At 72.7% G+C, this 25100-nt stretch carries 26 protein-coding genes; 23 read left to right on the forward strand and 3 right to left on the reverse strand.

What is annotated here, in order from left to right:
• Nucleotides 1-170 precede the first annotated feature (170 nt).
• The 8 genes from AB0D67_RS31325 to AB0D67_RS31360 all read left to right on the forward strand — a co-directional run bounded on the left by AB0D67_RS31325 (nucleotide 171) and on the right by AB0D67_RS31360 (nucleotide 7640).
• On the forward strand, nucleotides 171-1340 hold the full coding sequence (locus AB0D67_RS31325) for a branched-chain amino acid ABC transporter substrate-binding protein (protein ID WP_362944050.1): 1170 nt from the start codon (nucleotides 171-173) through the stop codon (nucleotides 1338-1340).
• Complete coding sequence (locus tag AB0D67_RS31330; protein WP_362944052.1) at nucleotides 1337-2230, forward strand: branched-chain amino acid ABC transporter permease; 894 nt, start codon at nucleotides 1337-1339, stop codon at nucleotides 2228-2230. The genes AB0D67_RS31325 and AB0D67_RS31330 overlap by 4 nt, the downstream gene beginning before the upstream one ends.
• Nucleotides 2227-3222: a branched-chain amino acid ABC transporter permease gene (locus AB0D67_RS31335; RefSeq protein WP_362944054.1), complete on the forward strand. Its 996-nt coding sequence runs from the start codon at nucleotides 2227-2229 to the stop codon at nucleotides 3220-3222. Before AB0D67_RS31330 ends, AB0D67_RS31335 begins: the two co-directional genes overlap by 4 nt.
• Nucleotides 3219-3989 carry an ABC transporter ATP-binding protein gene (locus AB0D67_RS31340; RefSeq protein WP_362944056.1) on the forward strand — a complete coding sequence of 257 codons (771 nt, stop codon included), beginning with the start codon at nucleotides 3219-3221 and terminating at the stop codon, nucleotides 3987-3989. Before AB0D67_RS31335 ends, AB0D67_RS31340 begins: the two co-directional genes overlap by 4 nt.
• Nucleotides 3982-4689: an ABC transporter ATP-binding protein gene (locus AB0D67_RS31345; RefSeq protein WP_362944058.1), complete on the forward strand. Its 708-nt coding sequence runs from the start codon at nucleotides 3982-3984 to the stop codon at nucleotides 4687-4689. The genes AB0D67_RS31340 and AB0D67_RS31345 overlap by 8 nt, the downstream gene beginning before the upstream one ends.
• Before the next feature lie 151 nt (nucleotides 4690-4840).
• Nucleotides 4841-5857, forward strand: a complete 1017-nt coding sequence (locus AB0D67_RS31350) for a proline racemase family protein (protein ID WP_362944060.1) — start codon at nucleotides 4841-4843, stop codon at nucleotides 5855-5857.
• A complete protein-coding gene (locus AB0D67_RS31355) occupies nucleotides 5854-6891 on the forward strand; it encodes an ornithine cyclodeaminase family protein (protein ID WP_362944062.1) in 1038 nt (345 codons plus the stop codon). Before AB0D67_RS31350 ends, AB0D67_RS31355 begins: the two co-directional genes overlap by 4 nt.
• Before the next feature lie 11 nt (nucleotides 6892-6902).
• Complete coding sequence (locus tag AB0D67_RS31360; protein ID WP_362944064.1) at nucleotides 6903-7640, forward strand: GntR family transcriptional regulator; 738 nt, start codon at nucleotides 6903-6905, stop codon at nucleotides 7638-7640.
• 81 nt (nucleotides 7641-7721) lie between these two features.
• On the opposite strand, the gene AB0D67_RS31365 is transcribed toward AB0D67_RS31360, so the two are convergent.
• From AB0D67_RS31365 to AB0D67_RS31375, 3 genes are all read right to left on the reverse strand, one after another.
• Nucleotides 7722-8636: an EamA family transporter gene (locus AB0D67_RS31365; RefSeq protein WP_362944066.1), complete on the reverse strand. Its 915-nt coding sequence runs from the start codon at nucleotides 8634-8636 to the stop codon at nucleotides 7722-7724.
• 264 nt (nucleotides 8637-8900) lie between these two features.
• On the reverse strand, nucleotides 8901-9617 hold the full coding sequence (locus tag AB0D67_RS31370; protein ID WP_362944140.1) for an ABC transporter permease: 717 nt from the start codon (nucleotides 9615-9617) through the stop codon (nucleotides 8901-8903).
• A gap of 184 nt (nucleotides 9618-9801) precedes the next feature.
• The gene (locus AB0D67_RS31375) at nucleotides 9802-10710 is read right to left on the reverse strand and encodes an ABC transporter ATP-binding protein (RefSeq protein ID WP_362944068.1); all 909 of its coding nucleotides are present in this window, start codon (nucleotides 10708-10710) and stop codon (nucleotides 9802-9804) included.
• Nucleotides 10711-10906: 196 nt separating this feature from the next.
• Here AB0D67_RS31375 and AB0D67_RS31380 point away from each other — a divergent pair, with 196 nt between their 5' ends.
• The 15 genes from AB0D67_RS31380 to AB0D67_RS31450 all read left to right on the forward strand — a co-directional run bounded on the left by AB0D67_RS31380 (nucleotide 10907) and on the right by AB0D67_RS31450 (nucleotide 25047).
• Entirely contained in the window at nucleotides 10907-11719 is an 813-nt protein-coding gene (locus tag AB0D67_RS31380) for a VOC family protein (protein ID WP_362944070.1), read from the forward strand.
• A 185-nt stretch (nucleotides 11720-11904) separates the two neighbouring features.
• The gene (locus AB0D67_RS31385) at nucleotides 11905-13251 is read left to right on the forward strand and encodes a multidrug effflux MFS transporter (RefSeq protein ID WP_362944072.1); all 1347 of its coding nucleotides are present in this window, start codon (nucleotides 11905-11907) and stop codon (nucleotides 13249-13251) included.
• Between the two features lie 105 nt (nucleotides 13252-13356).
• Nucleotides 13357-14133, forward strand: a complete 777-nt coding sequence (locus AB0D67_RS31390; RefSeq protein ID WP_362944142.1) for a MarR family transcriptional regulator — start codon at nucleotides 13357-13359, stop codon at nucleotides 14131-14133.
• Nucleotides 14130-15542: a Fe-S cluster assembly protein SufB gene (gene sufB / locus AB0D67_RS31395; RefSeq protein WP_362944074.1), complete on the forward strand. Its 1413-nt coding sequence runs from the start codon at nucleotides 14130-14132 to the stop codon at nucleotides 15540-15542. The genes AB0D67_RS31390 and sufB overlap by 4 nt, the downstream gene beginning before the upstream one ends.
• The gene (gene sufD, locus AB0D67_RS31400) at nucleotides 15542-16663 is read left to right on the forward strand and encodes a Fe-S cluster assembly protein SufD (RefSeq protein WP_362944076.1); all 1122 of its coding nucleotides are present in this window, start codon (nucleotides 15542-15544) and stop codon (nucleotides 16661-16663) included. The genes sufB and sufD overlap by 1 nt, the downstream gene beginning before the upstream one ends.
• Nucleotides 16660-16977: a non-heme iron oxygenase ferredoxin subunit gene (locus AB0D67_RS31405; RefSeq protein ID WP_362944078.1), complete on the forward strand. Its 318-nt coding sequence runs from the start codon at nucleotides 16660-16662 to the stop codon at nucleotides 16975-16977. Before sufD ends, AB0D67_RS31405 begins: the two co-directional genes overlap by 4 nt.
• Before the next feature lie 43 nt (nucleotides 16978-17020).
• Complete coding sequence (gene sufC / locus AB0D67_RS31410; RefSeq protein ID WP_362944144.1) at nucleotides 17021-17752, forward strand: Fe-S cluster assembly ATPase SufC; 732 nt, start codon at nucleotides 17021-17023, stop codon at nucleotides 17750-17752.
• Entirely contained in the window at nucleotides 17752-19011 is a 1260-nt protein-coding gene (locus tag AB0D67_RS31415; RefSeq protein WP_362944080.1) for a cysteine desulfurase, read from the forward strand. The genes sufC and AB0D67_RS31415 overlap by 1 nt, the downstream gene beginning before the upstream one ends.
• Before the next feature lie 19 nt (nucleotides 19012-19030).
• The gene (gene sufU, locus AB0D67_RS31420; protein ID WP_362944082.1) at nucleotides 19031-19468 is read left to right on the forward strand and encodes a Fe-S cluster assembly sulfur transfer protein SufU; all 438 of its coding nucleotides are present in this window, start codon (nucleotides 19031-19033) and stop codon (nucleotides 19466-19468) included.
• Nucleotides 19465-19833 carry a metal-sulfur cluster assembly factor gene (locus tag AB0D67_RS31425; protein ID WP_362944084.1) on the forward strand — a complete coding sequence of 123 codons (369 nt, stop codon included), beginning with the start codon at nucleotides 19465-19467 and terminating at the stop codon, nucleotides 19831-19833. The genes sufU and AB0D67_RS31425 overlap by 4 nt, the downstream gene beginning before the upstream one ends.
• Nucleotides 19834-20197: 364 nt before the next feature.
• Nucleotides 20198-21769, forward strand: a complete 1572-nt coding sequence (locus AB0D67_RS31430; protein ID WP_362944086.1) for a DEAD/DEAH box helicase — start codon at nucleotides 20198-20200, stop codon at nucleotides 21767-21769.
• 322 nt (nucleotides 21770-22091) lie between these two features.
• Nucleotides 22092-22355, forward strand: coding sequence for a phosphoribosyl-ATP diphosphatase (locus tag AB0D67_RS31435; RefSeq protein WP_012892448.1), 264 nt, complete (start codon nucleotides 22092-22094; stop codon nucleotides 22353-22355).
• Between the two features lie 63 nt (nucleotides 22356-22418).
• Complete coding sequence (hisG, locus tag AB0D67_RS31440; protein ID WP_362944088.1) at nucleotides 22419-23264, forward strand: ATP phosphoribosyltransferase; 846 nt, start codon at nucleotides 22419-22421, stop codon at nucleotides 23262-23264.
• Between the two features lie 164 nt (nucleotides 23265-23428).
• On the forward strand, nucleotides 23429-24316 hold the full coding sequence (locus tag AB0D67_RS31445) for an ABC transporter ATP-binding protein (RefSeq protein ID WP_362944090.1): 888 nt from the start codon (nucleotides 23429-23431) through the stop codon (nucleotides 24314-24316).
• A complete protein-coding gene (locus AB0D67_RS31450) occupies nucleotides 24313-25047 on the forward strand; it encodes an ABC transporter permease (RefSeq protein WP_362944092.1) in 735 nt (244 codons plus the stop codon). The genes AB0D67_RS31445 and AB0D67_RS31450 overlap by 4 nt, the downstream gene beginning before the upstream one ends.
• Nucleotides 25048-25100 lie beyond the last annotated feature (53 nt).

The following is a 25100-nucleotide window of genomic DNA, read 5'->3' on the forward strand; positions in this document are numbered from 1 at the left end:
CTCCCTGGCGATCCCCGAGGCCGGAGCGAACAAGACGCTCGCCTACGCCTTCCGGCACGCCGGTAGATGAAGGTTCGGGACGAGAAGGCTAACGGTCTTGTTTCGGTCCTTGACGGCTCAGGGCTCACCTATGTGCAATGTCACACATCACTAGCCGTGAGGAGCCGCACATGCGTGCCATCCCCCTTGCCCCCATCGCCTCGCTGGCCGCCGTGGCCCTGCTCGCCACCGGATGTGGCCAGGGGCTGCTCGGCGGCGGCGACGGAGGCGACACCGCCAAGACGAACGAGCCGATCGTCCTCGGAATGCTGATCCCCCAGTCGGGCAGCGAGGCCGCGATCGGCCCCTATATGAGCAACGCGGCCCAGCTCGCCGTGGACGAGATCAACGCCAAGGGCGGGGTCCTCGGCCGAAAGCTGGAGCTCAAGACCGCCGACGACGCCTGTGACGCCCAGTCCGCGGCGGCCGGAGCCAACAAGCTGGTCACCGAGGGGGTGGACGTCTCGGTCGGAGGATACTGCTCCGGCGCGACGCTGCCCACCCTTCCCATCTTCGGGAAGTCGAACATACCGATGATCATCCCGGCGGCCAACTCCCAGGAGCTGGTCGACCAGAAGCTCAAGCACGTCTTCCTCATCAACGGCACCGGCACCCAGCAGGCCGGCGCCGCCGAGAAGTGGATGACCAAGCAGGGCGCCAAGAGTGTCGCGCTGATGCACGACAACACCAGCTACTCCAAGGACATCGCGCTGCGCACCAAGACCCTGCTGGACGCCCCCGGCGGTCCCGACACCGCGCTCGTCGAGGCGGTGACCCCCAAGGAGAGCGACTACAGCGCCAACATCACCAACGTGCTGGCCAAGAAGCCCGACTTCGTCTACTGGACCGGCTACTTCCAGGAGGGCGGCCTGATCGCCCGCCAGCTCCGCCAGGCCGGGTACAAGGGCTCCATCATGGTCGGCGACGGCTCGGTCTCGCCCAAGCTCGTCGAGATCGCCGGGCCCGAGGCCGCCGAGGGCGTCTACGCCACCATGACCCAGACCCCCGACACCCTGGAGGGCGCCGAGGGCTGGATCGAGGCGTACAAGAAGAAGTTCGGCGCCGAGCCCGGCCCCTACTCCAATCAGGCCTACGACGCCGTACGGCTGGCCGCCGAGGCCGTCGGCAAGGCGGGCGGCACCGACGGCGCCAAGGTCATCTCGGCGCTGGAGGCGATCGACGGGTTCCAGATGTTCTCCGGCCCGCTGAAGTTCACCCCCGAGCACACCCTGTCCAACGGCGGCTTCCAGATCCTGGTCGTCAAGGACGGCAAGATCACCCTGCAGGACTCCCTGAAATGACGCAGCTCATCTGGAACGGGCTGTTCGTCGGCTCGTTCTACGCCCTGGTGGCGCTGGGCTACAGCATGGTCTACGGGATCATCAAACTGCTCAACTTCGCCCACGGCGACCTGTACATGCTCGGCGCGTTCGCCGGCTTCGCCATCCTCGGCGCGGTCGGCGGCGTGTCCTCCTCGATGGCGCTGCCGGTGCTGCTGGCCGTACTGGTGGTCACCATGGCCGTCACCGGCCTGGCCGGGGTGGCGCTGGAACGGATCGCCTACCGGCCCCTGCGCCGCGCCCCCCGCCTCTCCCTGCTGATCACCGCGGTCGGCGCGTCCTTCGCCCTGGAGTACGGCATGCGCGCCGCCGCCGGGGCCGACCCGCGGGTCTACCCGCTGCGGCTCGGCGGCACCTCGCTGGAGGTCGCCGGGGCCAGGCTGACGCTCGCGCAGCTCGTCCTGGTCGGGGTGGCCGTGGTCCTGATGATCGGGCTGAACCTGCTGGTCACCCGGACCCGCGAGGGCCGCGCCATGCGGGCCATCGCCCTGGACCCGGCCACCAGCTCGCTGATGGGCATCGACGTCAACGCCGTCATCTCCCGGACCTTCTTCATCGGCTCGGCCCTCGCCGGAGCCGCCGGGGTGATGGCGGGCGCCTACTACGGCAAGATCGACTTCCTGATGGGGTTCCTGATCGGGCTCAAGGCGTTCACCGCGGCCGTCATCGGCGGCATCGGCAACATCCCCGGCACGATGCTCGGCGGGCTGGTGCTCGGCCTGCTGGAGTCGTTCGGCACGTTCTGGCTGGGCGGCGAGTGGCGCGACGTCTTCGCCTTCGGGGTGCTGATCCTGTTCCTGACCGTGCGGCCCACCGGCCTGCTCGGCGAACGCGTGACGGAGCGAGTGTGACCCGCATCCCCGACGCCACCCCCGAAGACGTCAAGACCCCGGAGGTCCGCCGCCGCGGCGCCGGCAAGCCGCCCACCCGCGCCTCCCGGCTGCTGCAGAACCGCTGGGCCGGGCTGGCCGGCCTGCTCGTCGCGCTGCTCGCGCCGTTCATCGACGCCACGCCGTACGCGCTGTCGGTCATGACCAGCGCGGCCATCTTCGTGATGCTCGCCGCCGGGCTGAACATCGTGGTCGGCTACTGCGGTCTGCTCGACCTCGGTTACGTCGCGTTCTTCGCGGTCGGCGCCTACACCAGCGGCGTGCTGGCCACCCGCCTGGACCTGCCGCTGGTGGCCACCGTGCCGGCCGTCATCGTCGTGACGGTCGTCGCGGGCGTCGTCATCGGCGCGCCCACCCTGCGGCTGCGCAGCGACTACCTCGCCATCGTCACCCTCGGCTTCGGCGAGATCATCCGGATCACCGCCAACAACCTGGACGTCACCGGCGGCCCCTCGGGCATCTACGGCATCCCCGGCCTGACCGGGAGCCCGGTCGCGTTCTACTACCTGACCGTGGTCGTCGTCGCGCTGGCCGTCCTCGGCGCCGCCCGGCTGGGCCGCTCCCGCATCGGCCGGGCCTGGCGGTTCGTCCGCGAGGACGAGGACGCCGCCGAGGCCATGGGCGTGCACACCTACCGCGTCAAGCTCGCCGCCTACATCGCCGGCGCCGTCTGGGGCGGCCTGGCCGGGGTGCTGTTCGCCGCCCACCTGTCGGCGATCTCCCCGGGCAGCTTCACCTTCCTGCAGTCGGCCCTGGTGCTGATGGCCGTCGTCCTGGGCGGCATGGGCTCGATCCCCGGCGTCGTCATCGGCGCCATCGTGATCAGCATCCTGCCGGAGATCCTCCGCGACCTGGCCGACTACCGGTTCTTCCTGTTCGGAGTCCTGCTCATCGCCGTCATGCTGCTGCGCCCGCAGGGGCTGTGGCCCGCCCGGTCCAAGGAGGTCCCGTGACGACCCTGCTCAGCGTTTCGGACCTGCGCCTGGCCTTCGGCGGGCTGCTGGCCATCGACGGGCTGACGTTCTCGGTGAACGAGGCGGAGGTCGTCTCGGTCATCGGGCCCAACGGCGCCGGCAAGACCTCGGCGTTCAACTGCGTCACCGGCTTCTACCGCCCCACCGCCGGGGAGATCACCCTGCGCGGCCGGAGCCTGCGCGGCCTGCGGCCGTCGGCCGTCGCCGCGCTCGGCGTCGCCAGGACCTTCCAGAACCTGCGCCTGTTCGGCGAGCTGTCGGTCCTGGACAACGTGCGGGCCGGCGCCCACCTGTGGCTGCGGCAGAACGTCCTGGACGCGCTGCTGCACACCCCCCGCTACCGCCGCTCCGAACGCGAGTGCACCGAGCAGGCCCACCACTGGCTCGACTTCGTCGGCCTGCGCGGCGACCGGTACGGCGAGGCCCGCCACCTGCCCTACGGCGAGCAGCGCCGCGTCGAGATCGCCCGGGCGCTGGCCCGCCGCCCCGACCTGCTGCTGCTCGACGAGCCCGCCGCCGGCCTCAACCACGGCGAGAAGACCGAACTGCTCGACCTGATCCGCCGCATCCAGGCGCTGGGCGTGGCCATCGTCCTCATCGAGCACGACATGGGCCTGGTCATGGAGGTCTCCGAGCGCGTGGTCGTGCTCAACTTCGGCAAGGAGATCGCCGACGGCCGCCCGGAGGACGTGCGCCGCGACCCGGCCGTCATCGAGGCCTACCTCGGGAGCGACACCCATGCTTGAGATCAGCGGACTCGACGTCCACTACGGCGGCGTGCACGCCCTGCGCGGGCTGTCGCTCACCGTCGGGCAGGGCGAGATCGTCGCCCTGCTCGGCAACAACGGCGCCGGCAAGACCACCACCCTGGCGGCGGCCTCCGGGCTGGTACGGCCCAGCGGCGGCACGGTCGTCTTCGACGGCCACGACGTCACCGGCGCGAAGCCGCACCGCGTCACCGCCCTGGGACTGGTCCACGTCCCCGAGGGCCGCCGGGTCTTCAGCACCCTCACCGTCCACGAGAACCTCCAGATCGGCGGCTACCTCGTCCGTGACCAGGCCGAGGTGCGACGGCGGATCGACCGGGTCTACGGGCTGCTGCCCCGGCTGGCCGAGCGGCGCGCCCAGCAGGGCGGCACGCTGTCCGGCGGCGAGCAGCAGATGCTCGCCATCGGCCGGGCCCTGGTCACCGGGCCCAGGACGCTGCTGCTCGACGAGCCGTCCATGGGACTGGCCCCGCTGGTGGTGGCGTCGGTGATGGAGCTGATCGCCCAGATCAACGCCGAGGGCACCTCGGTGCTGCTCGTCGAGCAGAACGCCACCGCCGCGCTCGGCATCGCCCACCGCGGCTACGTGATCGAGAACGGCGAGCGCGTGCTGGAGGGGCCGGCCGCCGAACTGCGCGACGACCCCCGGGTGGTCGAGGCGTACCTGGGCGGCGTCTGACGGCACCGTGGGGCGTCCCACGGCGTCCCACGGCGCCGCAACGGCGCCGCACGGCGCCGCGTCCCGGAGCAGGACCTTCACGGGGCCGCCCCGGGGAGAAGACCCCACGGGGGCGGCCCCGCACCGGGCCGGAACGACAGAACGGGAGAACATGCGGATCCACACGGTGGACTACCACACCGGCGGCGAGCCGTTCCGGATCGTCACCGCCGGGACGCCGGACATCCCCGGCGGCACGGTCCTCGAACGCCGCGAGGCGGCGCGGGCCCCCGAGGTCGACGCCGTGCGGCGGCTGCTCTGCCACGAGCCGCGCGGCCACGCCGACATGTACGGCTGCTTCCTCGTCCCGCCGGACGACGACGGAGCCCACCTCGGCGTGCTGTTCTGGCACAAGGACGGCTACTCCACCGCCTGCGGGCACGGCACCATCGCACTCGGCGTCCACGCCGCCGAGACCGGCCTGGTCCCGACCGACCCGGACGGGGAGACCGACGTCGTGGCGGACGTCCCCTCCGGCCGGGTGACGGCCCGGGTGCGCCGCTCGGCGGGCCGCGTCGAGGCCGTCACCTTCCGCAACGTCCCCTCCTACGTGCTCGCCAGGGACGTCGCCCTCGGCCCGCTCGCCGCCGCGGCCGGCCCGGCCGCGTCCGTCCCCGGACTCCCCGGCCTGGCCGGGGTGACCGCCGACGTCGCCTACGGCGGGGCCATCTACGCCTCCGTCCCGGCCGCCGCGTTCGGTCTCAGCGTGGCCCCCGAACACCTGACCGCGCTGATCGCGCTCGGCCGGGCCGTCAAGGCCGCCCTGGCCGGCCACCCCGCCGCCCGCCACCCGCGGGACGAGAGGCTGTCGGGGATCTACGGCGTCATCTTCCACGACGAGGTGAGCCCCGGACACCAGCGCAACGTGACGGTCTTCGCCGACGGCGAGGTGGACCGCTCGCCCTGCGGCTCGGGCACCGCCGCCCGGCTGGCGCTGCTGCACGCCGACGGCTTCACCGGCACGCTCGTCCACGAGGGCGTCGTGGGGACCTCCTTCCGGGCGTGGGCGGCCGAGGAGACGGAGGAGGGCGTCGTCCCCGAGATCGAGGGCATGGCCTACCGCACCGGCGAGCACCGCTTCACCCTGGACCCGCGTGACCCGCTGGGCACCGGGTTCACGCTCCGATGAGCGCGCCCCCCTACCTGGACGGGCCGGCGCTGCGCGAGCTGGTGCCGATGGCCGCGGCCGTACGGGTCCTGGAGGAGGCGCTGCTCGCCGGGCTCGACCCCGAGGACGGCCCGCGGCGGCCCGTCGTGGAGGTCCCCGCCGGGCAGCTGCTGCTGATGCCCGCCGCCTGGGGCCGCTACGCCGGGATCAAGGTGGCCGGCGTCGCCCCGGGCAACCCCGCCCGCGGCCTGCCCCGGATCTGCGGCACCTACCTGCTGATGGACGGCGAGACCCTCGTCCCGCTGGCCCTGCTGGACGGAGCCGCCCTCACCGCGCTGCGCACCCCGGCCGTCTCGGCGCTGGCCGTACGGCACCTGGCCGCCGGGGACGCCGGGCACCTGACGGTGTTCGGCACCGGGCCGCAGGCGTGGGGGCACGTGGAGGCGCTGCGGACGGTCCGGCCGCTGCGGCGCGTGACCGTGGTCGCCCGGGATCCGGTCCGGGCGGGGGAGTTCGCCGCCCGCTGCGCCGCCGCGGGCCTGCGGGCCGACGCCGTGCCCGCCGCCGCGTACGCAGCCCCGTCCGGCGCGGCGTCCGGCGCGTACGGAGTCCCCGGCGGCGCGGTGACGGGCGCGGAGCCCGGAGCGGCGCACGTCGTGGCCGATCCCGGACAGGGCGGTCTCGTGGCCTGCTGTACCACCTCCAGGACCCCGTTGTTCGACGGTAGGATGATCCGCGACGGCGTGACCGTGATCGCGGTCGGCTCCCACGAGCCGGACGCCCGGGAGATCGACGACGATCTCGTCGCGCGGTCCACCGTGGTCGTCGAGGCGCGCCGCGCCGCCCTCGCCGAGGCGGGTGATCTGGTCATCCCGCTGCGGAACGGTACGATCACCTCCGGTCATCTCGCCGGGAACCTCGCGGACCTGGTCACCGGCGCCGTGTCCCCCGGCCCGGGGCCGCGGGTGTTCAAGAGCGTGGGCATGGCATGGGAGGACCTGGTGGTGGCGGGAGCCGCCTACGAGGCGTGGCTGCGGGCCCGGATGACGAGATGAGAGGCGCGGGGATGGCTCCTTCGGCGGACGACCGGCTCGACCTGCCTGCGGTGGGTGAGCGGCAGAGCCTGCGGGAGCAGGTGGCGCACGCCCTGCGGGCCGCCCTGATCACCGGTGAGATGCGGCCCGGCGTCGTGTACTCGGCGCCCGTGCTGGCCGCCCAGTTCGGCGTCTCGGCCACCCCGGTGCGCGAGGCGATGCTCGACCTCGCGAAGGAGGGTCTGGTCGAGGCGGTGCGCAACAAGGGCTTCCGGGTCACCGAGCTGTCCGACCGCGACCTGGACGAGCTCACCGAGATCCGCCTGCTCATCGAGGTGCCCACGGTGACCCGCCTGGCCGCCGGGAACGGCGCGGGCGGGGGCGCGGCCGACGGGGACGGCGCGGGAAGCGCGGGAGGCACGGTCGGCGCCGCGAGGTTCGATCCGCTGCGCCCGCTGGCCCAGCGGATCGTCGACGCGGCCGACCGCGGCGACCTGATCGCCTACGTCGACGCCGACATCCGCTTCCACCTGGAGCTGCTGGCGCTGGCCGGCAACGCGCACCTGGTGGACGTGGTGCGCGACCTGCGCGGCCGCGCCCGCCTGTACGGCCTGCCCGCCCTCAGCGCCCGGGGCGGCCTGGCCGGCTCCGCCCGCGAGCACCTCGACCTGCTCGACCTGCTGGCGGCCGGCGACCGGGAGGGCACCGAGCGGCTGATCCGCCGCCACATCGGCCACGTCCGCGGTATCTGGGCCGGCGGCGCCGAGTAACGTCCCGGGCCGCCCCGGCCGGAAGGCCGCGCGCCGTACGTCCGGGAGAGCCGGGGCCCTACGCCCCCGGCCGGGCGTGGGTCAGCGGGCGCCGCGGGTGGAACCCACGCTGGCGGCGACCACGCAGGCGATGGCGGCCCACTCGCGCGCGTCCAGCACCTCGCCCAGCACGAGCAGTCCGATCAGCGCCGCCGCGGCCGGCTCCAGGCTCATCAGGATGCCGAACACCTGCTTGGGCATCCGGCGCAGCGCCTCCAGCTCGATCGAGTAGGGGATGACCGACGACAGCAGGCCCACCCCGAGCCCGATCAGCAGCACCTCCGGCCGCAGCAGATCCGCGCCGCCCGTTCCGACGCCCAGCGGCGCGATCACCACGAACGCCACGATCATCGCGAAGGACAGGCCGGTCGTGCCGGGGAAGCGCCGGCCCACGGCCGCCGACAGCACGATGTAGCCGGCCCAGCAGAGCGCGGCCACCAGCGCGAAGGCGATTCCGGCCCAGCTCGTCCGGGCCGCCGAGCCCCACGGGGCCAGCAGCGCGATCCCCGACCCGGCCAGCACGACCCAGAGCAGGTCCAGGCGGCGGCGCGAGGCGGCCACCGCCACCCCGAGCGGCCCGAGGAACTCGATCGCCACCGCGATGCCCATGGGCAGCCGGGCCAGAGCCTCGTAGAAGGACAGGTTCATCACGCCCAGGATCACGCCGAACGCCACCCCGGCCGCGACGTCCCGCCGGGTCAGGCCCCGCAGCCGGGGCCGGGCGACCACGCCCAGGACCAGCGCGCTCATCGCGATGCGCAGGAACACCACCGCGCTCGGCGGCAGCTGCGCGAACAGGTCCTTGGCGAAACCCGCGCCGAGCTGCACCGACAGGATGGCCAGGATGACCAGCCCGGACGGAGGGATGGCGTCGGCGGCGGTCCGCAGCAGCGCTCCCGGCCCCGGCAACCCCCGCCGGTACGGCTCCGCCGGCCCGGGCAGCCCCTCGGCGGTCATGAGACTCCCCCTATGTCAGTGCCGTATCGACTTTCAGACCTTACTCGCCGGGCCCGGGGCGGGCGGACGCCGTCCGGGATGTGAGATCACCGGCGGGCGCCGGGAGACGGCGGGATACGGAACCCGCCTGCCGCCGCGGCCATCCCCGCGAGCCGTACGCCCAGGACGCCCAGGACGCCCAGGACGCCGGGGTCACGCGACGGCCGTTCCCGCGCGCCCGGACACCCGCACGGGCGTCGTCGGGCCGTTTCCGGCCGGAAGGGGTCATTCCCACCTGAAGGTGCGGGAGGCCAGGGCCAGCGAGGCCGCCGCCCAGACGGCGAGGATCGCGACGGCGCCCAGGGGGAGCGCCGCTCCGCCGGTCAGCACCGCGCGCAGCCCGCCGGTCAGCGCGGAGATCGGAAGCAGTCGCAGCACAGGCTCCACCGCCGCGGGGAAGGCCGCCAGCGGGAAGATCACCCCGCCGCAGCCCAGCAGGACGAGGTAGACCAGGTTGGCCCCGGCGAGCGTGGCCTCGGCGCGCAGGGTGCCGGCCATCAGCAGCCCGAGGCCGCTGAAGGCGGCGGTGCCGAGCAGGATCAGCGTCAGCGCGGCCAGGGGGGAGCCCGAGGGCCGCCAGCCCAGGGCCACCGCCACCGCGCCGATGACGACCACCTGGACGACCTCCACGGCGATCACCGCGAGCGTCTTGGCCAGCATCAGCCCGGTCCGGGACAGCGGGCTGGCGCCCAGCCTCTTGAGCACGCCGTACCGGCGTTCGAAGCCGGTCGCGATGGCCTGGCCGGTGAAGGCGGTGGACATCACCGCGAGCGCGATCACACCGGGGGCGATGAAGGCCACCCGGGAGCCGCGGCCGACGTTCACCAGCGACGTGGTGGAGAAGCCGACGAGCAGCAGCACAGGGATGATCAGGGTGAGCAGGAGCTGCTCGCCGTTGCGGAGGGTCGACTTGATCTCCGCACCCGCCTGCGCGAGCACCATCCGCGGCAGCGGGGCGGCGCCGGGCGCCGGGGTGAGGTCGAGGGTGGTCACTGCGCTCTCCGTGCTCTCTGCGCTCTCAGGGCTCTCAGGGCTCTCAGGGCTCGCTGTGTTCTCAGTGCCGGCTGTGCTCCCGGCGCTCCCGGCGCTCGCGCTCCGCCGGCGGGTCCGCCGCGGGATGTGGCGGTCATCGGAGCTCCCGGCCGGTCAGCTCCAGGAAGACGTCCTCCAGCGTGCGGCGCTCGATGCTGAGGTCGGCGGCCGTGACGCCCTCCGCGGCGCACCAGGTGGTCACGGTGGCCAGCAGTTCCGGGCCGACCTGCCCCTCGATGATGTAGTGCCCCGAGGGGGACTCCTTGGCCGTGCTGCCGGAGGGCAGCGCGGCCAGCAGCTCGTCCAGCGACAGGCCCGGCCGGGCGCGGAAGCGCAGCTGCCGCTCGGCGCCGGTGAGGCTGCTCGGGGTGCCCTCGGCGACGACCGCGCCGTGGTCGATGATCACGACGTGGTCGGAGAGCCTCTCGGCCTCGTCCATGTGGTGGGTGGTGAGCACCACCGACACGCCGGCGGCCCGCAGGTCGGCGACGAGGTCCCAGCAGGCGTGCCGGGCCTGCGGGTCCAGGCCCGCGGTCGGCTCGTCGAGGAAGACCAGCTCCGGGCGGCCGACGACGGCCGCGGCCAGCGAGACGCGCTGCTGCTGCCCGCCCGACAGCCTGCGGTACGGCGTGCGGGCGTGCTCGGTCATCCCGAGCCGCTCCAGCAGCGCCGCCGGGTCCAGGGGGTGGGCGTGGAAACGCGACATCAGGCGCAGCCACTCCCCGCAGCGCGCCGCCGGGGGGACGCCCCCGGCCTGGAGCATCACCCCGACCCGGGCGCGCAGCTCCGGCCGGGCGGGCGGGAGGCCCAGCACCCGGACGGTGCCGCCGTCGGGCCGCCGGAACCCCTCGCAGATCTCGATGGTCGAGGTCTTGCCCGCCCCGTTGGGGCCGAGGATGGCGGTGACCGCGCCGCGGCCCGCGGTGAGCGTGAGACCGTCGATCGCGGTGGTGCGGCCGTATCTCTTGACCAGATCGATGATCTCGACGGCTGGGGACTCCATGACCACGAGTTTAGGGACCGCCCCGGGTGCTCCCGCTGCCGGACCTGCGGTTGTTCCCGGCGTGGCGGCGAGCCGTCCCCGCGTCCGGTAAAGGCTTCGGGCGGATCCCGCCAAGGCTCCCGATCGGCCGCCCGGTCCGCCGAGGGCCGCGTGCCACTCTGTGCCTGTCCCGAATCACGACATGAGGAGGTTCGGCGTGTCCGAGCGGAGTGGCTGCAAATCAGGTGTCCCGTGCTGGGTGGAGCTGTCGAGCGCCGACGTCACCCTGTCGGTCCGGTTCTACCGCGAGGTCTTCGGCTGGGAGGCGGTGTTCGACCCGCGTCCGGAGTCGGGAGGGTACGGCCGGTTCACCCTCGGCGGCAGGGCCGTGGCCGGGGTCGGGCCGGGCGCGGGCGACGGCGTCCCCTCGGTCTGGAACACCTATGTGGCCACCGACGACGCGGGCGTCACGGCGCTGAAGGTCCGCGCCGCCGGGGGAGAGGTCGTCTGCGAGCCGGCGGAGGTCCTCGGCGAGGGCGTCGCCGCGGCCTTCCAGGACCCCTGGGGCGCCGTCTTCGCCGCCTGGCAGCCGGGCCTGCACCGGGGCGCGGAGGTGACCGGCGAGCCGGGCGCGTTCGCCTGGAGCGAGCTGGTCACCGCCGACCCCCGGGGCTGCGACCCCTTCTACGCGTCCGTCTTCGGCTGGAGCCGCGCTAACGGCGAGGCCTGCGGGACCGGTGGGACCGACGCGATCGGCGGGCCGGACGGCGACCGCGTCGAGTGGCGGGTGGACGGCCGTCCCGTCGCCGGGGCCTCGGCGGCCTGGGGGCCGCTCCCGCCCGGCGCGCCGCCGTACTGGCTGGCCTGCTTCGCCGTCGAGGACGTCGGCGAGGCCGTGGCGAGGATCGTCCACCTGGGCGGCTCGCTGGAGACGCCGCCCACGACGACGCCGGCGGGCAGGACGGCGGTCGTCGCCGACCCGCAGGCGGCCCTGTTCGCCGTGGTCGGCCCGCGGGAGGCGACCGGCTGACCCCGTGACCGGAGCGCCGGCCGCGACCGGCCGGCCCCGCGGTCGCGGCGCCGGCCGTACGGCGAGCGCTAACCTTTTTTCCTCATATTTCCGAAATTTGGGAATTCGGATGGCCTGATTGCGGTTCCAGACCCCTGGCCCTCAAGGGCCCATCGTGGCCCGTGAGGGAAAAGGGGTTGGAGTAGATGACCGCGGCAGCCGCCGAGTCAGAGAAGGCGTCCGTCGAGCCCGCGGAGGCCTCGTCCGCGCCCGGGGGGGTGCTCGCCGAGCCCGCGGAGGCGCCTGCCGCGTCCACCGGGCCCGTGGAGGCGGCGCCCGCCGGGCGGCGCAGGGGGACGCTGCTGCTCATCCTGGGCGCGCTGTCCGCGATCGGCCCGCTGTCGATCGACATGTACCTGCCGGCGCTGCCGGCCATCGCCGCCGAGATGGACGCCGGCCAGTCCCAGGTGCAGCTAAGCCTGACCGCCTGCCTGATCGGGGTCTCGGCGGGGCAGATCCTCGCCGGCCCGATCAGCGACGTGCGGGGACGGCGGAAGCCGCTGCTGATCGGCATCGCGGCCTACGCCGTCGCCTCCCTGCTGTGCGCGTTCTCGCCCGGCGTCTACGGCCTGATCGGGTTCCGGCTGCTGCAGGGCGTGGCGGGCGGCGCCGCGCTGGTGATCGTGCGGGCCGTCGTCCGCGACCTCTACCACGGCGCGGCCATCGCCCGCATCTTCGCCACCCTCATGCTGGTCAGCGGCCTCGCGCCGATCCTCGCCCCCATCGCGGGCGCCCAGTTGCTGGCCCACACCTCCTGGCGGGGCGTGTTCGTCTCGCTCTCCGTCGCGGGGCTGCTCCTGCTGGCGGCGGCCCTGTTCGGGGTGCGCGAGACGCTGCCGCCCGGCAGGCGCGAGGAGGGCGGGCTGCGGCACACCCTCGTCACCTTCTGGCACCTGCTGCGCGACCGGTCGTTCATGTCCAGCGCGCTGACCGGAGGGCTGGGCTTCGGCGCGATGTTCGCCTACATCTCCGCCTCGCCGTTCGTGGTCCAGGAGGTCTACGGCGCCTCCCCGCAGACGTACTCGCTGCTGTTCGCGCTGAACGCCTTCGGGCTGACCGTCGCCGCGCAGATCGGCGGGCGGCTGGCCGGGCGCAGGGTCACCCCCTCCCGGCTGATCGTGATCGGCCTGGTCCTCTTCGCCGCGGGCGCCGCGGTGCTGATGGCCACCGCCCTCGCCCACCTGCCGCTGCCGGTGCTGGCCGCCGGCCTGTTCGTCATGATGTGCGGGGGCGGGCTGGTGATGCCCGGCGCCGGTGCGCTCGCCCTGGCCGGGCAGCCGCAGCAGGTCGCCGGGAGCGCCTCGGCGCTGACCGGTGTGCTGCAGTTCGCGCTCGGCGCCGTCGCCGCGCCGCTGACCGGCCTGGCGGGCGGGGGAGCGCTGCCGATGGCCGCGGTGCTCGCCGTCTTCGCGCTGGCCGCCCTCGCCGCCTTCACCGTGCTGCGCCGCGGCGCCTCCTCCGTCGTTCCGGTGGATGTCGTCCCGGCGGATTAGGTAAGCCTTTCCTGCGTGATGAACAGCACGGGAGGGACCGCACGCCGCGGTTTGTCAGGCGGGAAGGAATTACGCCACACTGATGTTGTGAAATACGTGACCGAGATGCAGGACACCCCGGAGACCGCCGTCGCGCGGCACTCAGGCGTGTCCGCCGAGCGCAGCACGCGTGCGCGTGTCGCCCGGCTCATCCTGGAGCACGGACCCATCACCGCCGCCGCCCTCGGCGAACGGCTCGGGCTGACCCCCGCCGCCGTCCGCCGCCACCTGGACACCCTGCTGGCCGAGGGCATGATCGAGCCCCGTACGGCCAGGCCCAGGGGCCAGCGCGGACGCGGGCGGCCGGCGAAGCTCTTCGCCATCACCGACGCGGGACGCAGCGCCTTCGAGCACGCCTACGACGGGCTCGCCGGCAACGCCCTGCGTTTCATCGCCGACCGCATGGGATCGGACGCGGTGGCCGAGTTCGCCCGTTCGCAGGTGTCCGGCCTCGTCGGCCGCCTGCTGCCCAGGATGCGCGAGGTCCCCGCCGACCAGCGGGTGCGCGTCCTGGCCGAGGCCCTGTCGGACGACGGCTACGCCGCCTCCGCCAGCGGGGCCGGATCCGGGGGCGAGCAGCTGTGCCAGCACCACTGCCCCGTGGCTCACGTGGCGGCGGAGTTCCCCCAGCTGTGCGAGGCCGAGACGGAGGCGTTCGCGCGCATCCTCGGCACGCCGGTGCAGCGACTGGCGACCATCGCCCACGGCGACGGCATCTGCACCACGCACGTGAGCCCGCGCAGGACGCCCGGCCCGGACGCGCTCCGGCGGGCGACCGGGTCCGAGCGGCCCGCACCACGTCAAGACACATCCGACGATATGAGCAAGGAGACCGGAAGGTGACTGTCACCGACCGCCCGGAGCTGGATGGCCTCGGGAACTACAAGTTCGGCTGGGCCGACCCGGACACCGCCGGAGCCGGCGCCCGCCGTGGCCTGTCCGAAGAGGTCGTCCGCAACATCTCCGCGCTCAAGAACGAGCCGGAGTGGATGCTGGACCTGCGCCTGAAGGGCCTGCGCCTGTTCGGCAAGAAGCCGCTGCCCACCTGGGGCTCCGACCTCACCGGCATCGACTTCGACAACATCAAGTACTTCGTCCGCTCCACCGAGAAGCAGGCCACCTCCTGGGACGAGCTGCCCGAGGACATCAAGTCCACCTACGACAAGCTCGGCATCCCCGAGGCCGAGAAGCAGCGCCTCATCGCCGGCGTCGCCGCCCAGTACGAGTCCGAGGTCGTCTATCACAAGATCCGTGAGGACCTCGAGGAGAAGGGCGTCATCTTCGTCGACACCGACACGGGCCTGCGCGAGCACGAGGAGCTCTTCAAGGAGTACTTCGGCACCGTCATCCCGGTGGGCGACAACAAGTTCGCCGCGCTCAACACCTCCGTGTGGTCGGGCGGCTCGTTCATCTACGTGCCGCCGAACGTCACGGTCGAGATCCCGCTGCAGGCCTACTTCCGGATCAACACCGAGAACATGGGCCAGTTCGAGCGGACCCTGATCATCGTGGACGAGAACTCCTACGTCCACTACGTCGAGGGCTGCACCGCGCCCATCTACTCCTCCGACTCGCTGCACAGCGCGGTCGTCGAGATCGTCGTGAAGAAGGGCGCCCGCTGCCGCTACACGACCATCCAGAACTGGTCGAACAACGTCTACAACCTGGTCACCAAGCGCGCCGTCGCCTATGAGGGCGCGACCATGGAGTGGATCGACGGCAACATCGGCTCCAAGGTCACCATGAAGTACCCGGCGGTGTACCTCATGGGCGAGCACGCCAAGGGCGAGACCCTCAGCGTCGCCTTCGCCGGTGAGGGCCAGCACCAGGACGCCGGCTCCAAGATGGTGCACCTGGCGCCGAACACCAGCTCCACCGTGATCTCCAAGTCCGTCGCCCGCGGCGGCGGCCGCGCCTCCTACCGCGGCCTGGTGCAGATCGAGGAGGGCGCGCACGGCAGCGCCAGCACGGTCAAGTGCGACGCCCTGCTGGTCGACCAGATCAGCCGGTCCGACACCTACCCGTACGTCGACGTGCGCGAGGACGACGTGTCCATGGGCCACGAGGCCACCGTCTCCAAGGTCTCCGAGGACCAGCTCTTCTACCTGATGAGCCGCGGCCTGAACGAGGACGAGGCGATGGCGATGATCGTGCGCGGCTTCGTCGAGCCGATCGCGCGCGAGCTGCCCATGGAGTACGCCCTGGAGCTGAACCGCCTGATCGAGCTGCAGATGGAAGGGGCCGTCGGCTGATGGGTCTCGAGACGAAGCCCCTGTCGACCCTCCACGAGAGGTCCTCCTACGACGTCGAGGACTTCCCGGTCCCCACGGGCCGCGAGGAGGAGTGGCGCTTCACCCCGCTGTCGCGCCTGAAGGGCCTGCACACCGGCGCCGCCGCCTCCGGCGGGGGCGTCGTGGTCGCCGTGGAGGCGGCCCCCGAGGTCACCGTCGAGACCGTGGGCCGCGACGACCCGCGGCTCGGCCGGGCCTACGTCCCCGGCGACCGCGTCAGCGCCCAGGCCTACGGCGCCTTCGAGAAGGCGACCGTGATCACGGTCCCGCGCGAGGCCGTCGCCTCCGTCCCGACCGTGGTCACCGTCACCGGGTCCGGCGACGGGCCCGCCTACGGCCACACCCTCGTCAACCTGGAGCCCATGGCCGAGGCCGTCATCGTCCTCGACCACCGGGGCAGCGCGGTCTACGCCGACAACGTCGAGTTCGCCGTCGGCGAGGGCGCCACCCTCAAGGTCGTCAGCCTCCAGGACTGGGCCGACGACGCGGTGCACGTCTCGCACCACCACGCCCGGCTCGGCAAGGACGCCACGTTCAGGAGCTTCGTGGTCACCCTCGGCGGCGACGTCGTACGGCTGTCGCCCTCGGTCTCCTACACCGGCCCCGGCGGCGACGCCGACCTGACCGGCCTGTACTTCGTGGACGCCGGCCAGCACCTGGAGCACCGCCTGCTCGTCGACCACTCCCAGCCCAACTGCCGCAGCAACGTCGTCTACAAGGGCGCGCTGCAGGGCGACGGCGCCCACGCCGTGTGGATCGGCGACGTCATCATCCGGGTCGAGGCCGAGGGCACCGACACCTACGAGCTCAACCGCAACCTGCTGCTCACCGACGGCGCCCGCGCCGACTCCGTGCCCAACCTGGAGATCCTCACCGGCGAGGTCGCCGGGGCGGGCCACGCCAGCGCCTCGGGCCGGCTCGACGACGAGCAGATCTTCTACCTCCAGGCCCGCGGCATCCCCTTCGAGGAGGCCCGCCGCCTGGTCATCCGCGGATTCTTCGCCCAGCTCCTGGAGAAGATCGAGCTGGAGGAGCTCCGCGCGCGCGTTCTCGCCAAGGTCGAGGCGGAGCTGGAGAAGTGACGTTCGAAAGGGTCTGCAAGCTCGGCGACGTCCCCGACGGCGGAGTGATCGCCGTCGAGGTGGGGGGCACCCCGGTGGCCCTCGTGCGCAAGGGGCCCGAGGTCTTCGCGCTGCACGACGTGTGCTCCCACGCCGAGGTCGCCCTCAGCGAGGGCGACGTCTACGACGAGACGCTGGAGTGCTGGCTGCACGGGTCGTGCTTCGACCTGCGCACCGGCAAGCCCACCGGGCCTCCCGCCACCAGGCCCGTCCCTGTCTACCAAGTGAAGATCGACGGCGACGACGTCCTCGTCTCGCTCTCGAAGGAGTCATAAAGTGTCTGATTCGACCCGGGTCCCCGCGGGCTCCACGCTCGAGATCCGCGACCTGAAGGTCTCCGTCGCGGACAAGGAGATCCTGCGCGGCGTCAACCTGACCGTGCGGGCCGGCGAGACCCACGCCATCATGGGCCCCAACGGCTCCGGCAAGTCCACGCTCGCCTACGCGATCGCCGGCCACCCGAAGTACACCATCACCGGCGGCCAGGTCCTGCTCGACGGGGCCGACCTGCTGGAGATGTCGGTCGACGAGCGCGCCCGCGCCGGCCTGTTCCTCGCCATGCAGTACCCGGTCGAGGTCCCCGGCGTCAGCGTCTCCAACTTCCTGCGCTCGGCGGTCACCGCCGCCCGCGGCGAGGCCCCGAAGCTCCGCCAGTTCTCCAAGGACCTCAAGGGCGGCATGGACGCCCTGTCGATCGACGCGGCCTTCGCCCAGCGCAACGTGAACGAGGGCTTCTCCGGAGGCGAGAAGAAGCGCCACGAGATCCTCCAGCTGGAGCTGCTCAAGCCGAAGATCGCCGTCCTCGACGAGACCGACTCCGGCCTCGACGTCGACGCCCTGCGCGTGGTCTCCGAGGGCATCAACCGCTTCCGCGCCGGCGGCGACACCGGCGTGCTGCTCATCACGCACTACACCCGCATCCTGCGCTACGTGAAGCCGGACTTCGTCCACGTCTTCGCGGCCGGCCGGATCGTGGAGCAGGGCGGCCCCGAGCTCGCCGAGAAGCTGGAGGCCGAGGGCTACGAGGCCTACACGAAGGCAACGGCCTGATGACGACCGGCTTTGACGTGGAGAGGATCAGGAAGGACTTCCCGGTCCTCTCCCGCGAGCTGCCCGGCGGCCGGCCGCTGGTCTACCTCGACTCGGCCAACTCCGCGCAGAAGCCGACCCGGGTGGTCGAGGCGATGCGCGAGCACATGGCCATGCACTACAGCAACGTCGGCCGGGCCATGCACGCGCTGGGCGCGGAGTCCACCGAGGCGTACGAGACCGCCCGCGACAAGGTCGCCGCGTTCGTCGGCGCGCCGAGCCGCGAGGAGATCGTCTTCACCAAGAACGCCTCCGAGGCGCTCAACCTGGTGGCCTACTCCTTCGGCAACCGCACCAACGACGACCCCCGGTTCCGGATGGGTCCCGGCGACGAGATCGTCATCTCCGAGATGGAGCACCACTCCAACATCGTGCCGTGGCAGATGCTCGCCCAGCGCACCGGCGCCACGCTGCGCTGGTTCGGGGTCACCGACGACGGCCGCCTCGACCTCTCGGGCCTGGAGGAGCTGGTCAACGAGCGGACGAAGATCGTCTCGATCGCACACCAGTCGAACGTCCTCGGCACCGTCAACCCCGTCGAGCGGGTCCTCGCCCGGGTCCGCCAGGTCGGCGCGCTGATGATGCTGGACGCCTCGCAGTCGGTCCCCCACCAGCCGGTGGACGTCGCCGCGCTCGGCGTCGACTTCCTCGCCTTCACCGGGCACAAGGTCGTCGGCCCCTCCGGCGTCGGCGTGCTGTGGGGCCGAGGCGAGCTGCTGGACGCCATGCCCCCGTTCCTCGGCGGCGGCGAGATGATCGAGGCGGTCTGGATGGACCGCTCGACCTACGCGCCCGCGCCGCACAAGTTCGAGGCCGGCACTCCGCCGATCGTCGAGGCCATCGGCCTCGGCGTCGCCGTCGACTACCTGTCGGAGATCGGCATGGACGCGGTGGCCCGGCACGAGCGGGAGCTCACCGCCCACGCGCTGGAGGCGCTGGCGGAGGTCCCGGGGCTGAAGGTCATCGGACCGCGCGACCTCGACATGCGCGGCGGCACGGTCTCCTTCACCCTGGAGGGGATTCACCCGCACGATGTGGGGCAGATCCTGGACGACGACTTCGGTGTGGCCGTGCGGGTCGGACACCACTGCGCCCGCCCGCTGCACCTGAGGTTCGGGATCCCCGCCACCACGCGGGCGTCCTTCTACCTCTACACCACACCGGCCGAGATCGACGCCCTGGTCCGCGGCCTCCACCACGTGCGGAAGGTGTTCGCCTAGCAATGCCGGAGCAGTTGAGATGATCGCCGAGTCGATGTACCAGGAGCTGATCCTGGAGCACTACAAGCACCCCCAGGGCCGGGGGCTGCGCGAGCCGTACGACGCCGAGGTCCACCACGTGAACCCGACGTGCGGTGACGAGATCACCATGCGGGTGAGGCTCGGCGACGGCGGCAAGATCGAGGACGTCTCCTACGACGGCCAGGGCTGCTCCATCAGCCAGGCCGCGGCCTCGGTGCTGTACGAGCTGACCGAGGGCTCCACCGTGGACGAGACGCTCGCCGTGGTGGAGGAGTTCACCCGGCTCATGCAGAGCAGGGGGCAGGTCGAGGGCGACGAGGAGGTGCTGGGCGACGCCGTGGCGTTCGCCGGCGTCTCCAAGTACCCCGCCCGCGTCAAGTGCGCCCTGCTGGCCTGGATGGCCTACAAGGACGCGGTCATGAGGAGTTCTGAGTGAGCAAGCCTGTGGAGACGCCCACCTCGGCGTCGTATGACGGAGAGACCACCCTTGACGAGGTCATGGAGGCGCTCAAGGACGTCGTCGACCCCGAGCTCGGCATCAACGTCGTCGACCTCGGCCTCATCTACGGGGTCAACCTCGACGTCGGCGAGGCCGGCGCCGCGCCGATCGCCACCATCGACATGACGCTGACCAGCGCGGCCTGCCCGCTGACCGACGTCATCGAGGACCAGGCCCACTCGGCCCTGGACGGCATGGTCTCGGACGTGAAGATCAACTGGGTCTGGCTCCCGCCGTGGGGCCCGGACAAGATCACCGACGAGGGGCGCGAGCAGCTGCGCATGCTCGGCTTCAACGTCTGACCGTCCCGCCGGCCGTGGCGCGCACCCAGCCGGTGCGCGCCGCGGCCGGATTATGTGAGAGGATGCCCGATACCGGGGAACAAAACCCCGGTGCGGAGCGTTGACTCCGTCGTCGGACAAGCGCCCGCCTCCCGCGGAGCGCCCCGAGTTCGGCCTGGCACTGCGAACGCCAGGCATGCTTGATCGCGGTTCGACTGCGTGCGGGTGATAACACCCGCCTCCGTGCGGTGCGCCTCGACTTGCACCGCACCATCGCCCTTCATGGGCGTCGCTCGAGCGCGGCCCACGCCGCGCGCTCAGGCTCGTCCTTTCGCAGAAGTGACGTGCCCCGTACTTCTATCGAAAGGCACGAATCTTCGTGACCATGCTCGACGCTGCCCTGCCCGAGATCACCGAGATCACCGAATCCGCCGCGGTTCCCGCGGGCGTCTCCGAGTTCACCCTCCTGGGTCTGCCGAAGCCGCTGGTGACCGGTCTCTCCCGCCAGGGCATCGAGGCCCCCTTCCCGATCCAGCGGGCCACCATCCCCGACATCCTCGCCGGCAGCGACGTCCTCGGCCGCGGCCAGACCGGCTCCGGCAAGACGCTCGCCTTCGGCCTGCCCACGATGGCCCGCGTCGCCGGGACCAAGGCACGTCCGGGCCACCCCCTCGCCGTCATCCTGGTGCCGACCCGCGAGCTGGCCATGCAGGTGACCGACGCGCTGGAGCCGCTCGGCCGCGGCCTGTCGCTGCGGATGAAGACCGTCGTCGGCGGCATGTCCATGGGCCGCCAGATCGAGGCGCTGCGCCGCGGCGTCGAGATCGTCGTCGCCACGCCGGGCCGGCTGACCGACCTGATCCAGCAGGGCGAGTGCGTCCTGGACGAGGTCCGGGTGACCGTCCTGGACGAGGCCGACCACATGTGCGACCTGGGCTTCTTCCCGGTGGTCAGCGCGATCCTGCAGCAGACCCCGGCCAATGGCCAGCGCCTGCTGTTCTCCGCCACCCTCGACGGCGACGTGGACAAGCTGGTCCGCCGCTTCCTCACCGCCCCGGTCACGCACTCCCTGGCCCCGGCCTCCTCGCCGGTGGACACCATGGAGCACCACCTCCTGGAGGTCCACCGCGACGACAAGTTCGCGGTGACCGCCGCGATCGCCAACCGCGAGGGCCGCACCATCGTCTTCGCGCGCACCCAGCACGGCGTCGACCGGCTGTGCAAGCAGCTCGCCCAGGTCGGCGTCCGCGCCGGCGGCCTGCACGGCGGCAAGCGCCAGAACCAGCGCACCCGCATCCTGGCCGAGTTCAAGGAAGGCACGATCGACGTCCTGGTCTGCACCGACGTCGCCGCCCGCGGCATCCACGTCGACAACATCAGCCTCGTGCTGCACGTCGATCCGCCCCAGGACCACAAGAGCTACCTGCACCGCGGCGGCCGTACGGCCCGCGCGGGGGAGAAGGGCACCGTCATGACGCTGGTGCTCCCCAGCGAGCGCCGCTCCACCGACGCGATGGCCCGCCGCGCGGGCGTCAAGCCGTTCCGCCTGCGGGCGACCCCGGGCCACCCGCGCCTCTCGGAGATCGCCGGAGCGCGCACGCCCAGCGGCGAGGCGGTCCCGGTCTGGGAGCCCGCCGCTCCCGCGACCAAGCAGCGCGAGCGCCGCGGCGGCGGCGGTGGCTTCGGCGGCGGTCGCGGTCCGCGCCGGTTCCGCGAGCGGCCCGCCCGCGGCGAGGACGGCCAGCGCTCCCGTGAGCACGGCGCGGGCGAGCCCCGCGGGAACGTCTCGGAGCTGCGCGGCCAGTACCGCTCCGAGCGCCGCTCCGACGGCCACCCCGACTCGAGGCCCGGCGCCCGCCGCGGCGGGCGTTCCGGCGGGGAGCGCGAGTCGGTCCGCGGCGAGTTCCGCTCCGGAGGCCGCCCCGAAGGGCGCGGCAACCGCCACCACGGCCGCTGAGGGCCGCCGGCGCGCGTGCCGGCCTGACTGACCGACCGTGAGGGCCGGTACGGCGATGCCGTGCCGGCCCTCACGCGTCCGCACGGGTGGACGTGCCGGCCGGGTCCGCCGCTCAGGACCGGTGCGGCCCTTCCACGGACGCCCGGGTCGGCCCGCCGGATGGACGGTCCGGCGGGCCGATCCAGGACGAAGCATCCCGGATGCGTCCGCCCGGCGCGGGCCGCCGTCCCCGTACCCGTCCCGAAGTGCGAACACCCACCCCGCACGTCCCGGGGTCCGGCTACCCTTGACGGGTACATCCGACGACTTTCCGAGAGAGACCATGAAGACCTTCGAAGAGCTGTACGCCGAGCTGTCCGACAAGGCGCGCACCCGGCCCGAGGGGTCGGGGACCGTGGCCGCGCTGGACGCCGGGGTCCATGCCATCGGCAAGAAGGTCGTCGAGGAGGCCGCCGAGAGCTGGATGGCCGCCGAGCACGAGTCGAACGAGCGCGCCGCGGAGGAGATCTCCCAGCTCCTCTACCACGTGCAGGTCCTCATGATCGCCAAAGGGATCGGGCTGGACGAGGTCTACAAGCATCTGTGAGCCGGTCCGCCCGGCTCCGGATCCCGTGACACCTCTCCCGCCCGTGTAAGGAACTTCCACGCCATGCTGCGTCTCGCCGTCCCCAACAAGGGAGCCCTCACCGAGGGCGCCCAGACCATGCTCAAGGAAGCCGGCTACCGCCCGCGCAAGGACAGCAAGGAACTGGTGGTCGTCGACCCCGACAACTCCTGCGAGCTGTTCTTCCTGCGGCCCAAGGACATCGCCGTCTACGTCGGAGAGGGCACCCTCGACGCCGGGATCACCGGCCGCGACATGCTCCGCGACTCCGGCGCGCAGGTCGAGGAGGTCCTGCCCCTCGGCTTCGGCGGCTCCACCTTCCGCTTCGCCTCCGTCCCCGGCCGCTTCTCCGGCGTCGCCGACCTCAAGGGCAGGCGCGTCGCCACCGCCTACGCCGGCCTGCTGGAGGCCTACCTCGCCGAGCAGGGCGTGGACGCCCGGGTGATCAAGCTGGACGGCGCGGTCGAGACCGCCGTCCGGCTGGGCGTGGCCGACGCCGTGGCCGACGTCGTCGAGACCGGCACCACGCTGCGCAACATGGGCCTGGAGGTGTTCGGCGAGCCGATCGCCCGCTCCGAGGCGGTGCTGATCAGGCGGGTCGGCGCCCCCGAGACCCAGGGGATGCAGCAGATCCTGCGCCGCCTGCGCGGCGTGCTGGTGGCCCGCGACTACGTGATGATGGACTACGACATCCGCGTCGAGCGGATCGAGGAGGCCATCGCCCTCACCCCCGGCATGGAGGGGCCCACGGTCTCCCCGCTGCACCGGGAGGGCTGGGTGGCGGTCCGCGCCATGGTGCCGCGCAAGGGGCACCAGCAGGTGATGGACCGGCTCTGGGAGATCGGCGCCAAGGCCATCCTGGTCACCGCCATCTTCGCCTGCCGTCTCTGATCCGTCCTCTCCGGCCGCGCGCCGTCTCTCGCCGGTCCAGCCGCCCGCCGTACGGCCCGCGGCGGGCGGCCGTACGGCCGGCGGGGCGGATCTGACAAATGTCACCGCCGATCCCGGACGACGGGCACTGAGCCCCGCGTCCGGGCGTGCCTAGCGTTGCACCCATGAACGCCATCTCCTTCGCCGACGTGAGCAGACGCTACGGCGACGTGCTCGCCGTCGACGGCCTGGACCTGACCGTCGAGGCCGGCCGGACCGTCGCCCTGCTCGGCCCCAACGGGGCCGGCAAGTCCACCTCGATCAACATGCTGCTCGGGCTGCTGCGCCCCACCCGGGGCCGCATCGAGGTCTTCGGCCACTCCCCGGACGAGGCCGTCGCCAGGGGAGAGGTCGGCGCCATGCTGCAGAGCGGCGAGCTCATCCCCGAGCTCACCGTCCGGGAGCTGGTCGCCTTCGTGCGGCGGCTCTACCCCTCCCCGCTCGGCCTGGACGAGATCCTGGAGATGGCCGACCTCACCGCCCTGGCCGGGCGCCGGGCCGTCAAGCTGTCCGGGGGGCAGGCGCAGCGGGTCAGGTTCGCCCTGGCCGTCGCCGGGGCGCCCAGACTGCTGGTGCTGGACGAGCCCACCGCGGCCATGGACGTGGAGTCGCGGCTGCGGTTCTGGGAGGCCATGCGCTCCTACGCCGCGGGCGGCCGGACCGTCCTGTTCGCCACCCACTACCTGCACGAGGCCGACGAGAACTCCGACCGGGTGATCGTGGTCACGGGGGGACGCGTCGTGGCCGACGGCACCGCTGCCGAGATCAAGGCCGGGGCGGGCGGCCACACCGTCCGCTTCACCCTCGGCGGCCAGGCGGCGGCCGGACTGGAGGCCCTGCCGGGCGTCTCCGACGTGGAGATCTCCGCCGGCACCGCCACGCTCCGCACCGCCGACCCGGACGCCACCGTCGCGGCCCTCTACCGCGGCACCACGCTGGAGATCCGCGACCTGCGGATCGACGGCGCCGACCTCGAAGACGCCTTCCTCTCCCTCGTCCAGGAGTCACGATGACGGACTACGTCAGGCTCGAAGCCCTGCGGATGCTGCGCAACAAGCGCTACGTCATCTTCGTCGTGGTCTTCCCCGTCGTCTTCTACCTCATCTTCTCCAGCGTCTACGGCGACCAGGCCGACGCCGGGGGGCTGAGCGGCAGGGCGTACTTCCTGGTCTCGATGAGCGCCTACGGCGGCCTCGCCGCCTCCCTGATGAGCACCGCCGTGCCGTGGGCGCAGGAACGCGGGAGCGGCTGGCTGCGCCAGCTCCAGATCACCCCGCTGGCCGGCTGGAAGATCATCACGACCAAGCTGATCGCCTCCATGCTGCTGGTTCTGCCCGCGATCCTGCTCGTCAGCGCCGCCGCCATGCTGTTCCAGGGCGTCTCGATGCCTCCCGGGCGGTGGCTCGGCCTACTGGCGGCGATGTGGCTCGGCGTGGCGCCGTTCACGGCGCTGGGCCTGGCCATCGGTTCGCTGCTGCCCCCCGACACCGCGCAGCCCGTGTCGATGATGGGGATGTTCGCGCTGGCGCTCTTCGGCGGTCTGTGGATCCCGCTGGAGGTCATGCCCGAGGGGATGCGCGGCGTCGCCCGGCTGCTGCCGTCCGCCGACTACGTCGGCGTGGGACACGGCATCGTCGCCGGGGACGGCCTGCCGCCGGGTGACCTCCTGGCCCTCGCCGGCTGGGCGGTGGTCCTGGGCGTGATCGCGGTGCTCGCCTACCGGCGGGCCGTCGCGCGCGCCTGAGATCCCCGAGCGGCGCGCGCCTGAGATCCCCGAGCGGCGCGCGCCTGAGATCC

Origin of the sequence: Streptosporangium sp. NPDC048047 (assembly GCF_040653115.1) — a bacterium.
Classification (GTDB): Bacteria; Actinomycetota; Actinomycetes; order Streptosporangiales; family Streptosporangiaceae; genus Streptosporangium.